The sequence below is a fragment of the Shewanella gelidii genome (genome assembly GCF_014647855.1).
GTDB classification, from domain to species: domain Bacteria; phylum Pseudomonadota; class Gammaproteobacteria; order Enterobacterales; family Shewanellaceae; genus Shewanella; species Shewanella gelidii.
Genome location: NZ_BMPZ01000006.1, coordinates 118,090 through 130,859, shown reverse-complemented (window position 1 = coordinate 130,859; position 12,770 = coordinate 118,090). Strand labels below are relative to the sequence as shown.

12 protein-coding genes are annotated in these 12,770 nt (G+C 44.0%); 2 read left to right on the top strand and 10 right to left on the bottom strand.

Annotation, left to right across the window (positions count from 1 at the left end):
* Nucleotides 1-23 precede the first annotated feature (23 nt).
* The 6 genes from serS to lrp form a co-directional block, all read right to left on the bottom strand.
* On the bottom strand, nt 24-1,310 hold the full coding sequence (gene serS / locus IEY18_RS12050) for a serine--tRNA ligase (RefSeq protein ID WP_188921151.1): 1,287 nt from the start codon (nt 1,308-1,310) through the stop codon (nt 24-26).
* Between the two features lie 18 nt (nt 1,311-1,328).
* Nucleotides 1,329-1,703, bottom strand: coding sequence for a fluoride efflux transporter CrcB (gene crcB, locus IEY18_RS12045; protein ID WP_188921149.1), 375 nt, complete (start codon nt 1,701-1,703; stop codon nt 1,329-1,331).
* Nucleotides 1,696-3,027, bottom strand: coding sequence for a replication-associated recombination protein A (locus IEY18_RS12040; protein WP_188921148.1), 1,332 nt, complete (start codon nt 3,025-3,027; stop codon nt 1,696-1,698). The genes crcB and IEY18_RS12040 overlap by 8 nt, the downstream gene beginning before the upstream one ends.
* Before the next feature lie 11 nt (nt 3,028-3,038).
* Nucleotides 3,039-3,683, bottom strand: coding sequence for an outer membrane lipoprotein periplasmic chaperone LolA (gene lolA / locus IEY18_RS12035; protein ID WP_188921146.1), 645 nt, complete (start codon nt 3,681-3,683; stop codon nt 3,039-3,041).
* Nucleotides 3,684-3,712: 29 nt separating this feature from the next.
* The gene (locus IEY18_RS12030; protein WP_188921144.1) at nt 3,713-6,316 is read right to left on the bottom strand and encodes a DNA translocase FtsK; all 2,604 of its coding nucleotides are present in this window, start codon (nt 6,314-6,316) and stop codon (nt 3,713-3,715) included.
* 315 nt (nt 6,317-6,631) lie between these two features.
* Entirely contained in the window at nt 6,632-7,135 is a 504-nt protein-coding gene (lrp, locus tag IEY18_RS12025) for a leucine-responsive transcriptional regulator Lrp (protein WP_188921142.1), read from the bottom strand.
* A gap of 179 nt (nt 7,136-7,314) precedes the next feature.
* Between lrp and ald the strand changes: the two genes are divergently transcribed.
* Both ald and trxB read left to right on the top strand, forming a co-directional pair.
* Complete coding sequence (ald, locus tag IEY18_RS12020) at nt 7,315-8,427, top strand: alanine dehydrogenase (RefSeq protein ID WP_188921140.1); 1,113 nt, start codon at nt 7,315-7,317, stop codon at nt 8,425-8,427.
* A 144-nt stretch (nt 8,428-8,571) separates the two neighbouring features.
* On the top strand, nt 8,572-9,528 hold the full coding sequence (gene trxB, locus IEY18_RS12015) for a thioredoxin-disulfide reductase (protein WP_188921138.1): 957 nt from the start codon (nt 8,572-8,574) through the stop codon (nt 9,526-9,528).
* 111 nt (nt 9,529-9,639) lie between these two features.
* Here trxB and rplT read toward each other — a convergent pair whose 3' ends face one another.
* The 4 genes from rplT to thrS all read right to left on the bottom strand — a co-directional run bounded on the left by rplT (nt 9,640) and on the right by thrS (nt 12,764).
* Nucleotides 9,640-9,996: a 50S ribosomal protein L20 gene (gene rplT / locus IEY18_RS12010; protein WP_188921136.1), complete on the bottom strand. Its 357-nt coding sequence runs from the start codon at nt 9,994-9,996 to the stop codon at nt 9,640-9,642.
* An 18-nt stretch (nt 9,997-10,014) separates the two neighbouring features.
* Complete coding sequence (rpmI, locus tag IEY18_RS12005) at nt 10,015-10,209, bottom strand: 50S ribosomal protein L35 (protein ID WP_011496149.1); 195 nt, start codon at nt 10,207-10,209, stop codon at nt 10,015-10,017.
* A gap of 83 nt (nt 10,210-10,292) precedes the next feature.
* On the bottom strand, nt 10,293-10,832 hold the full coding sequence (gene infC, locus IEY18_RS12000; RefSeq protein WP_188921263.1) for a translation initiation factor IF-3: 540 nt from the start codon (nt 10,830-10,832) through the stop codon (nt 10,293-10,295).
* A 3-nt stretch (nt 10,833-10,835) separates the two neighbouring features.
* The gene (gene thrS, locus IEY18_RS11995; protein ID WP_188921134.1) at nt 10,836-12,764 is read right to left on the bottom strand and encodes a threonine--tRNA ligase; all 1,929 of its coding nucleotides are present in this window, start codon (nt 12,762-12,764) and stop codon (nt 10,836-10,838) included.
* Nucleotides 12,765-12,770 lie beyond the last annotated feature (6 nt).

Here is a 12,770-nt window from a genome sequence, read left to right as displayed (position 1 = left end):
AGTTTTTAATACGCCAAAAGGCATTAGCCTATTTTTTCTAAGCCACCCATATATGGACGTAACACCTCAGGTACTGTGATTGACCCATCGGCATTCTGATAGTTTTCGAGAACAGCGACTAGTGTACGCCCTACAGCTAAACCCGAACCATTCAGCGTATGGAGCAATGCGGGCTTCTTCTCACCTTTAGCACGGTATCTTGCTTGCATTCTGCGTGCTTGGAAGTCTTTCATATTACTACATGATGAGATTTCTCGGTATGTATTCTGTGCTGGTAGCCAAACTTCTAAATCAAAGGTCTTGCTCGAACCAAAGCCCATATCACCAGTACACAACAGCATGGTGCGATATGGTAGCCCAAGTTTTTGCAGAACTTTCTCTGCATCAAGCGTTAAACTATCGAGCGCGTCCATGGAGTCTTCAGGCTTCACAAATTGAACCAATTCGACTTTATCAAATTGATGCATACGAATAATTCCACGCGTGTCGCGTCCGTACGAACCCGCTTCACTTCGGAAACATGGCGTATGCGCTGTGAGTTTCACTGGAAGCTCTGCTTCGTCGATGATGGTATCGCGCGCTAGGTTTGTAAGCGGTACTTCTGCTGTTGGGATCAGGCTTAGCCCTTGCCCTTCTTCGGTCGCAGGTTTCGTGTGGAATAAATCCTCACCGAACTTAGGCAACTGACCGGTACCGTATAAGCTATCTTCATTGACCAAGAAAGGTACATAGGCTTCGCTGTAACCATGCTCAGTTGTATGCAAATCAAGCATAAACTGGCCTAATGCCCTGTTTAAACGGGCGATTTGACCTTTCATGACAATAAAGCGAGAACCGGTGATTTTTACCGCGCTCTTAAAGTCGAGTCCGCCAAGTTGCTCACCCAAATCAATATGGTCTTTTACTTCGAAGTCGAACTCTCGAGGTGTTCCCCAGCTTCTAACTTCTACGTTTTCACTTTCGTCACGGCCAGCAGGTACTGCTTCATCGGGTAAGTTTGGCGTACTTAACGCAATGGCATTAATGGCTTCAAGTAATTCGGCTAATTCTTGTTTCTTGCTATCAAGCTGTGCGCCTAAATCACCGACTTGGGCCATGATAGGCGCGATATCTTCACCGCGAGCCTTTGCTTGGCCGATGGATTTAGAAATAGCGTTACGTGATGCTTGCAACTCTTCTGTTGCGACTTGCAATGACTTGCGTTTTTCTTCGAGCTTGGTCAGTTTGTCGACGTCGAGAATATAACCACGTTTGGCTAACAACTCTGCTGTTGTTTCTAATTCGTTACGGAGAAATTTAGGATCTAACATGTTGTCTTTTCTTAATAGTTAAACACGTGAAAAAATAAGCTGTTGCCCTAGATAGACCATGAATAAACACAGACTTAGGTTCAACACCACATTTAGGGTTGCTTTTAAAAACTCACCACCTTGCATCAGCAAAAGGGTTTCGTTTGAAAAGGTTGAGAATGTTGTAAGTGCCCCAAGTAATCCAACGCCTACCAGCGCTTTAATTTCGGGAGACAGGTGACTAACCTGCCCTAAGGCATAAACGACACCCATCAAAAATGAGCCCACAATATTGACGACTAGTGTACCAAAAGGGAATCCACTACCACATACCTGAATCATAAATAATGAGATCAGATAGCGTAAAACCGCACCGATTGAACCGCCCAATGCGACAAATAGAATATTATTCATATCTTTTAAGCTTACTTTGTTGGTCGAGCTGCTGTAATTGATTCAGTTTTTCTTTGATTCTTTTTTCAAAACCGCGTTCCGTTGGATGATAATAACGCTGATCTTTAAGTTTTTCAGGAAAATAGCTCTCCCCAGCAGCAAAGGCATTTTCCTCATCGTGCGCGTAACGGTAACTATCCCCATAGCCCATTTCTTGCATCATTTTTGTTGGAGCATTTCTTAAGTGGTTCGGTACATCTTCATGTGCGGTTTGCTGTGCCGCAATTCTTGCGGCTTTAAAGGCGGTATAGACGGCATTACTTTTTGGCGCACTTGCCAGATAAATGATAGCTTGCGCAATCGCACGCTCACCTTCGGCTGGCCCAACTCGGTGAAAGCATTCCCATGCGTTTATCGCCACAGTCATTGCCTGTGGATCCGCGTTGCCTACATCTTCAGATGCGATAGCTAACAAGCGTCGCGCAACATAGAGGGGATCGCCGCCGCCTTCCAAGATACGGCAATACCAATACAAAGCGGCATCAGGTGCAGAACCTCGTATCGACTTATGTACAGCTGAAATCAGATCGTAAAATTTATCACCTTGCTTATCAAAGCCTGCGGCTTGATAACCGGCGACTTGCGCCAGCATTTGCTCCGTAAATGATTCACCGTCCGCAAGCATATCAGACATAAGCTCGATTAAGTTTAGGCACTTACGTGCATCACCATCACACAGAGAAGCGAGTTTTTGCTGAACATTATCCGGTAATAATAGATTTCGTTTCCCCAGCCCCAGCTCAACATTGGCGAGGGCTTGCTTAGCGACCTGAATTATTTGGTTGTCGCTTAGCTTTTTAATTAGATAAACGCGGGCTCTCGAAAGGAGTGCGTTATTGATTTCAAAAGATGGGTTCTCTGTTGTTGCCCCAATAAAAATGACCGTGCCATCTTCAATAAATGGTAAAAAGGCATCTTGTTGGCTTTTGTTGAAACGATGCACTTCATCAACAAATAGCAATGTGCGTTGGCCGCGTGATTGAGCGACATTCTTTGCATGCTCGATGGCGGCGCGAATTTCTTTTACACCCGAGGTAACCGCAGAGATCCGCTCAACATGGGCATTAGAATAATGAGCAACTAATTCGGCTAACGTAGTTTTTCCTGTGCCAGGAGGCCCCCAAAACATCATTGAGTGGGCTTTACCCGCCTCTAAAGCTAAACGTAGCGGTTGTCCGTCGCCCAATAAATGCTCTTGGCCAATATATTCTTGAATGGTTTGTGGCCGCATTCTCGCGGCGAGCGGCCTAAAATCGGGCGCGAAATCAAAAGAGAGACTAGACACTGATGACCTAATTAGTTTTGAGCGCGACGCTGATCATCTACATCAGTATCTTCAGGAATTGTAAAAGAAAATAGAGTCGACTGCGTTGCAGTAACCGGTTGCTGGTTTGTCAGTTTAAACTCACTCAAATTACCTTGTTCATCGGCCAAGCTAAAGTGAGTTAATGTTGAGCCATCAAAACAAACGGTTACATCGGTCACTTGCCCTTCTGAAATATTCGGTGCAATCACAAAGCATTCATTCGTTTGCTTGACCGTATATTTCGCCCAAGTTTTCTCGTCTTTGTTTACCATGAGGGCGATAGGAGATGCTTTAATGGCATCATCTAAATCTAACACCGTGACTTCTTCTGCAAACGGATTATAGATCCAAACCGCTTCACCATCAGCGACGATTAATGACTCATCAGGCTGGGTCAAATGCCAGTAAAATTGATTAGGTTGAGCCAGCGCAAATTGACCTTGTCCCTCTTGAATCAATTTGTCATTGATATCCGTAACCTTTTGCGAAAAGTCCGCTTGTACACTATTAAGTGCATCAAGCTTTACCCTTAAATTCTCTCGGTCATCCGCACTCGCGCTGCTTGGTAGTGATAAAAAAGATGTCAGAAGCAAACTAAGCAGACATGAAGTTTTGTGATTTATCTTATTTTTCATGGGTACTCCAAAAATAAAGGCTGCCGATATCAAAATGGTTTCGGTGGCGGTGGTGCCAATACATCCCGATTACCATTGTGCCCAGGAGTACTGACTACACCCTGTGATTCCATATGCTCAATAATTCGAGCGGCACGGTTATAGCCAATTTTAAACTTTCGTTGCACGCTTGAAATCGAGCCACGACGCGTTTCAGTGACGAACGCGACCGCCTCATCATACAGTGCATCGGTATCTTCATCTGACTCAGCAGTTTCACCAGGCAACAAGACCTGCTCGCCTTCACTCGCACCTTGAAGGATTTCATCGATATAGCGAGGCTTACCGCGAGCCTTCCAGTCGGCAACGACCTTATGGACTTCATGATCATCTATAAATGCGCCGTGAACTCGAACTGGCACTGATGAACCCGGCGGTTGATATAGCATATCGCCCATGCCTAATAACGTCTCGGCGCCTTGCTGATCAAGAATGGTACGTGAATCGATTTTTGAGGATACTTGAAACGCCATACGGGTTGGAATATTCGCTTTAATCAAGCCTGTAATAACATCCACTGAAGGACGTTGTGTCGCGAGCACCAAATGAATTCCTGCTGCCCTCGCCTTTTGCGCAATGCGGGCAATAAGTTCTTCAACTTTTTTACCGACAATCATCATCATGTCGGCAAACTCGTCAACCACCACCACGATTGCAGGTAATTTTTCCAATTCTGGCGCAGACTCCTCCATGCCGTCAGTTGATTTCCAAGTCGGGTCGGTTAGTACCTTTCCTTGTTCTTTGGCATGCTCAACCTTGGCATTGAAGCCTTTTAGGTTACGAACTCCCATCGCAGACATTAATTTGTAACGTCGCTCCATTTCACCAACACACCAGCGCAGTGCATTGGACGCTTCTTTCATATCGGTGACCACTTCACAAAGAAGATGCGGGATCCCCTCGTAAACAGAGAGTTCCAGCATTTTAGGGTCAATCATAATGAAGCGAACATCTTCCGGGCCAGATTTATATAACAAGCTGGTAATCATGACGTTTACACCAACAGATTTACCCGATCCAGTGGTACCGGCAACCAGCAAGTGTGGCATCTTACCCAAATCAACAACGACTGGTTCTCCGGCAATATCTTGCCCAAGCACCATAGAGAGCTTTGATTTACTCTGTTCAAAAGCATGACTGTCGAGAACGTCACGCATGAAGACTGTTTCTCTAAATTTGTTAGGAAGTTCTAAACCGACATAGGCCTTGCCCGGGATCACTTCGACTACACGGACGCTTTCTGCCAACAATGAGCGAGCGAGGTCCCTTGAAAGATTGGTGATCTTAGACGCTTTAATACCCGGCGCTAGTTCAAGTTCGAACCTTGTCACCACTGGGCCGGGAAATACTCCAACCACTTGGGCAGTGATATTGAAATCTGCTAATTTGGTTTCAACTAATCGCGCCACTTGATCCAACTCATCCTTGCTGATTGGATTCTCTTTACGATTTGGCACATCCAGCAAAGAAATACTTGGCAGTGGTGCTTTTGTGTATGTTACCTGTGCATCTAGGCCTTCTTGACCCGGTAAAATCACAATACCGTCTTCTATTCGGGCTTTTTGTTCAGCGTTTTTCTCTCGTTCAACTTGGCTTAATGCGCCTTTAGATTCTTCACTGTCAAAATGAATCTCAGCCGAGTCGTCCTCTAAGGTTTCTGTTTTAATATCTAAGCCAGCATCAGCTTCTGACCAAGGCGGGGCAATCGTTTGCTCTTGATCTGCAAAAGAGATTTTAGGTTCAATTCTTTGACTGCTGCCTAAGGCCTCCGAAAACTCATCCGAGACTTGCTGCTCTAGTGACTCTTTGGCCTCTGCAATCGGTGTTTCGGCGAACCTTTCTGCAACTTCATCATTGTCGTCTTCGACATTCAGTGATTCTTCGGAAGACTCATCAGGAAGAGACTCTGCGGCTTGCTGACGTTGTTGTTTTACTTTATCAACAACGGACATAAAGCCTTCTGTATCTTGGCTATCTCCTGAGCGGCGAAACAAACTAGGAATACTTGCGATTTTTCTCAAGACCCACAGCGTCGCCCAACCTGTGGTATCAACGATGGTGAGCCAACTGATGCCTGTTAGTAATGTAAAACCCGCACCAACAAAACAAAGGAGTAACAGTGTCGTCCCCAACTGATTGAAATAGGGAAGCATGGCTTCGACAATGACATCACCGGTAACTCCGCCCGCAGAAAACTCATATATATCATTCGCATTCATACTCGATAGCGCAGCAAGGCTGAGCACGATCAATAAAAAGCCAATGAGGCGTAATCCAACGGAAAAGTAATCCACTTCAGCAAGTTTGTAAGACTGTTTAAAGACAATCCAGCCGGCAGCAGAAAAAACAACAGGAATTAGAAATGCACTAAAGCCGAAGAAATAAAACGAGATATCAGCGAGCCAAGCACCAACAGCGCCAGTAAGGTTTTGAATTTCACCTTGATAATTGCTCTGGCTCCAGCCTGGATCTACGGGGTCGAAACTACAAAGTGCTAACAACAAATACAGCGACAGCATGCAGGTAATAAAAATACCCGCTTCTTTAGCGCGTTGAAGTCCGTTCAATGTTTTTAAAGAATTAGTCTGAGTCAAACTAAAAAGTCCGTCTTAAGGGAATTACAGTTAGGCGATACAATAGCAGATTCAAAGCATTAGTGCAGCTGTAATCAACTGAAAATTAGTGATAAATCAAGTTCAGCGTGTGTTCAAGTAACTTCTTTTAAACTAAAGGGATTTCTTACAAAACACGACGAATAATGCGCTTAACTTTTGACAGTAAAAACGAAAGGAATAAGTGTTTCGAGCAATGTACTTACATTGATGAATTAACACTTCGAGGCCACTAACATTAGGCAAGCTTCGAACTCCTTTTTGGAAAATGAACCGCAGCCTCGATATATCGAATGATTAGTAATCCGTCGTAACACTGATGGCAACCCGATTGGTTTGCTTAACCTCCTCCATCACAACATAAGTTCTAGAGTCTGATATCGAAGGCAGTTTAAGTAAAGTTTCGCCTAATAGCTTGCGGTAGGCAGACATATCCGCCACACGGGTCTTTAACAGATAGTCAAAATCACCAGAGACTAGATGGCACTCTTGTATATCATCGAGTAATTGCACAGCGCGATTGAACTTATCAAATACTTCTGGTGTATCACGGTTCAGGGTGATTTCCACGAAAACCAGTAAAGAGGCACCTAAAAAATGTGGATTCACTAACGCAGTGTATCCGTTAATGAAACCCTGTTTTTCCAGCCTTTTGACTCGCTCTAAGCAAGGTGTGGGGCTAAGTCCAACTCGTTTTGAAAGCTCAACATTGGAAATACGGCCGTCGATTTGTAATTCATTAAGAATGTTTCTATCAATTCTATCTAAATCTTTTAGGGAATTGTTACGGGAGATGGCCATACATTTACCTCAGCTAGCCTTAAAATACGACATAATACGCTAATTATTACTGCATTTTAGCATCATAAACTAGCAAAGCAATACTATACTAGTTATATCTGTACGTGACGTATCAGACTCATTGTCAATAACAATTAAACCCACTTCGAGGTGGGTTTTACTATAACTGAGGCTCAACAATGATAATAGGCATTCCAAAGGAAATCAAAAATCACGAGTACCGTGTAGGCATGGTCCCTTCGAGTGTTCGTGAACTGACAGCAAAAGACCATCAAGTTTTTGTGCAAACGACTGCAGGTAATGGCATTGGCTTTTCAGATCAAGATTATGTAGCTGCTGGTGCAGAAATTCTCCCAACTGCTGCTGATGTTTTCGCTAAAGCAGAGATGATCGTTAAAGTAAAAGAACCGCAAGCTGTTGAGCGTGCGATGTTACGTCATGATCAAATCCTATTCACTTATTTACACTTAGCCCCTGATCTTCCTCAAACAGAAGATTTACTCAAGAGTGGCGCGGTGTGTATCGCTTACGAAACCGTTACGGATGAGCGTGGCGGCTTGCCTTTACTTGCGCCAATGTCTGAAGTGGCTGGGCGTATGTCGATTCAAGCGGGAGCAATGGCGCTTGAAAAATCGAAAGGCGGACGTGGGATGTTACTGGGTGGCGTACCCGGTGTAGAACCAGCTAAAGTCGTCATTATTGGCGGAGGTATGGTTGGTACAAATGCCGCGCAGATGGCTGTAGGCATGGGGGCTGATGTCGTTATTCTTGACCGCAGCATTGATACATTGCGTCGCCTGAATGTGCAATTTGATAACCGTGTGAAAGCGATATACTCAACAGCTGACTCAATCGAAAAGCACGTTCTTGAAGCGGATCTCGTCATTGGTGGTGTGCTTATTCCAGGCGCTGCCGCACCAAAGCTTGTGACTCGCGATCATATTGCCCGCATGAAGCCTGGTAGTGCAATTGTCGATGTTGCCATTGATCAGGGGGGCTGTGCTGAAACGTCTCACGCGACTACTCACCAAGATCCAACCTATATCATTGATGATGTTGTTCACTATTGTGTAGCAAACATGCCTGGTGCCGTCGCACGTACTTCAACGTTTGCACTGAATAACGCCACCCTGCCCTACATCATCAAACTAGCAGATCTAGGTTATAAAGAAGCGTTATTGAAAGACAAGCACTTGATGAACGGTCTAAACGTTATGCATGGTAAACTAACTTGTAAAGAAGTTGGTGAGGCATTAGATATGGACGTTGTTGAGCCAACTAGCTTGTTCTAAGGCTTTATAGCAGTGTGACATTCATTTAAAAGAAGGAGCATCGATGCTCCTTTTTTTTCGATTAAACTCATCTGCTAAAGTCGCTTTACCGACACATCTATTTTCCATACAATCGCAACAATTAGAAATTTTGGAATCCACTAAATGAGTAATGTAAAACATAGCGATTTGCTAATCCTAGGTTCAGGTCCAGCGGGCTATACAGCAGCAGTTTACGCTGCTCGAGCCAATTTAAAGCCAGTATTGATTACTGGTATGCAGCAAGGTGGACAACTTACAACAACCACTGAAGTTGAAAATTGGCCAGGTGATGCCGATGATCTGACAGGCCCTGCGCTAATGGAACGTATGCAGAAGCATGCTGAAAAGTTTGAAACCGAAATTTTGTTTGATCATATCAATGAAGTAAGCCTTAACGAGCGCCCATTCAAGCTTAAAGGTGATAACGGCGAATACACCTGCGATGCTTTGATTATTTCAACCGGTGCATCGGCAAAGTATCTTGGTCTTGAAAGTGAAGAAGCCTTTAAAGGGCGCGGTGTCTCAGCATGTGCGACTTGTGATGGCTTTTTCTATCGAAACCAAAAAGTGGCTGTAATTGGTGGCGGAAACACTGCTGTGGAAGAAGCACTATACTTAAGTAACATTGCTTCGGAAGTTCACTTAATTCACCGCCGTGACACTTTTAGATCAGAAAAGATTTTGATCAAACGACTTATGGATAAAGTTGAAAGTGGAAATATCATTCTTCACCTTGACCAAACTTTAGAGGAAGTCGTTGGTGATCAAATGGGCGTCACCGGCCTTAAAAAGAAGAGTACGAAAGATGGCGCAATCACTGATCTTGAAGTAGCAGGTGTATTTGTCGCGATCGGACACAGTCCAAACACGGGGATGTTTGAAGGACAGCTAGAAATGAACCACGGCTACATTAAAATCCAAAGTGGTCTAGAAGGGAATGCAACTCAAACCAGCATTCCTGGTGTTTTTGCTGCTGGTGATGTGATGGATCAGCATTACCGTCAGGCAATCACATCTGCCGGTACTGGCTGTATGGCTGCACTTGACGCCGAGCGTTATCTAGACGCTTTAGAGTCATAAACTACAAAGTTCTTTAAAAAGCAGGCTTAATGCCTGTTTTTTTTATTTTTAAATTAAAAGAAAGACATAAAAAAGGGACCCGAAGGTCCCTTTCTCTGAATTAGCTACTAATTAAGCTAAAGCTTCTTTCGCTTTTTCAACTAAAACTGCAAATACAACTTTGTCGAATACAGCGATGTCAGCCAAAATCTTACGATCGATTTCGATTGACGCTTTCTTAAGGCCATTAATGAAACGGCTGTAAGATAGACCATTTTGACGAGAAGCCGCATTGATACGTGCAATCCAAAGTTGACGGAATTGACGTTTCTTCTGGCGACGGTCACGGTAAGCGTATTGACCAGCTTTAGTCACAGCTTGAATTGCTGTGCGGTAAGTACGAGAGCGAGCTCCGTAATAACCTTTGGCTAGTTTAAGTACTTTCTTGTGACGAGCACGAGCGGTTACACCGCGCTTAACTCTAGGCATTGTTCTTTACTCCTCTAATTAAGCGTACGGTAGTTGACGTGCAATTGCTGGCACATCAGACTTAGCTACTAAACATTTAGCACGTAAGTGACGTTTACGCTTAGTGCTCTTCTTGGTCAAGATGTGACGTAAATGAGCTTGCTTACGCTTGAAACCATTGGCGGTTTTCTTAAAACGCTTCGCTACACCCTTGTCAGTTTTCATTTTTGGCATTACAAAAACTCCGCATTGGGATATTAATAAAACGCAAGGCGAGCGAAAGCCATAACGACTCCCGCTACTTTATTAGGGCCTTACTATTTTTTCTTTGGTGCAAGCACCATGATTGCTTGTCGGCCTTCCATTTTAGGGAAAGACTCAACTATCGCGATTGGTTCCAAATCACCTTTGATACGGTTCAAAAGATCCATACCTAGGTTTTGGTGAGCCATTTCACGACCACGGAAACGCAGCGTAACTTTCGCCTTGTCTCCGTCTTCCAGAAAACGAGTCAGGTTGCGTAGTTTTACCTGATAGTCGTTTTCATCAGTACCAGGGCGGAATTTAACTTCCTTCACCTGGATCTGTTTCTGCTTCTTCTTTTGTTCTTTTTGTGCTTTCGCTTTATCAAAAAGATACTTTCCGTAGTCCATAATACGACAGACTGGAGGTTCAGCATTCGGGCTGATTTCAACTAAATCAACACCAGTTTCATCGGCTAAATCTTGCGCGTCTCTAATGCTTACCACACCGAGGGCTTCGCCATCAATTCCAGATAAACGTACTTCCTGCACGCCAGTAATTTCTTCATTGATTCTATTTGGGGCCGACTGACGCCCTGCTTTCTTGATCTTTATGACCTATTCCTCCAACAAATTGAGACTACGGTTCGAAATTTCTTGATTGATCTTGGCAGCGAAGTCTTCGAACTTCATTTTGCCTAAGTCAACACCATCTCGGGTACGAACCGCGACTTCCTTATTATCCATTTCTTGATCACCAACGACCAATAGGTAAGGCACACGTCTTAGAGTGTGTTCGCGTATTTTAAAGCCTATTTTCTCATTCCTCAAGTCTTTACCAGCTCTAATACCCAGTTCTTTGAAGTTATTTACCACTTCTTCGACATAAGATGATTGTTTATCTGTAATATTCATAACAACCACTTGTTGCGGGGCTAGCCAAGTTGGGAATTTGCCTGCGTACTCTTCAATCAAAATACCAAGGAAGCGCTCCAATGATCCTAGAATAGCGCGATGGATCATGACCGGTGTTTGACGGCTGTTGTCTTCAGCGACATAAGTTGCACCCAGTCGATTTGGTAACGCATAATCCAATTGGACGGTACCACATTGCCATGCACGATCTAAGCAGTCATGTAATGTAAATTCGATTTTGGGGCCATAGAAAGCGCCTTCACCTGGAAGGATTTCATATTTAATATCATTTGCAGCCAAAGCTTCCTTTAGTGCTTCTTCAGCACGATCCCACATCGCATCATCGCCAATACGTTTTTCAGGGCGTGTAGATAGCTTGACAACAATATCGTTAAAGCCAAATGTGGCATAAGTGTCGTAAACCATCTTAATGCAAGCAATAACTTCTTCTTGTACTTGATCTTCAGTACAAAATACATGGGCATCATCTTGAGTAAAACCGCGCACACGCATTAAACCGTGCAGAGAGCCTGATGGTTCATTTCGGTGACAACAACCAAACTCAGCCATACGCAACGGTAAATCTCGGTATGATTTAAGACCTTGGTTAAAAATTTGAACATGGCCAGGACAGTTCATTGGCTTGACGGCATATTCGCGAGCTTCTGAACTTGTCGTGAACATAGCTTCAGCATATTTGTCCCAGTGACCAGAACGTTCCCAAAGTACGCGGTCCATCATTAACGGACCTTTCACTTCTTGGTAATCGTACTGTCCAAGTTTGCGACGAATAAACTTTTCAAGTTCTAGGAATACACTCCAACCATCATTGTGCCAAAACACCATACCGGGTGCTTCTTCTTGCATATGATACAAATCAAGTTGTTTACCAATCTTACGATGGTCACGCTTTGCTGCTTCTTCTAGACGAGTGAGGTAGCTTTTCAGTGCTTTCTTATCACCCCATGCAGTGCCATAAACCCGTTGTAGCATTTTATTGTCGGAGCTACCACGCCAGTACGCACCCGCAATACTCATCAATTTAAAATGATGACAAAAGCGCATGTTCGGCACATGTGGGCCACGACACATATCCGTATATTCTTCATGATGATATAGCGCAGGTGTTGAGTCCTGACTAATATTTTCATCCAAGATCATCATCTTGTAAGGCTCATCTCGGCCTTCAAATGCATCTCTGGCGTCTTGCCAGCTCACGACCTTTTTGACAACATCATAGTTGGTTTTAGCCAGCTTCAGCATCCGCTTTTCAAGCGCGTCGATATCTTCTTGCGTCAGCTTATGGTCCAAATCAATGTCGTAATAGAAACCATTATCAATGGTAGGACCGATCGCCATCTTTGTCTCTGGCCATAGCTGCTTAATCGCATGACCTAATAAGTGAGCACAAGAGTGACGAAGGATTTCAAGACCTTCTTCGTCTTTCGCGGTAATGATGGATAACTCAGAATCTGTTTCGATAATATCGCAAGCATCTTTCAGCTCACCATTTACGCGTCCAGCAATACAGGCTTTCGCGAGTCCGGGACCGATATCAAGAGCAACATCTAATGTTGAAACAGGGTTTGCAAACTCTCGTTTGCTTCCATCAGGAAGAGTAATAACAGGCATGAAAAT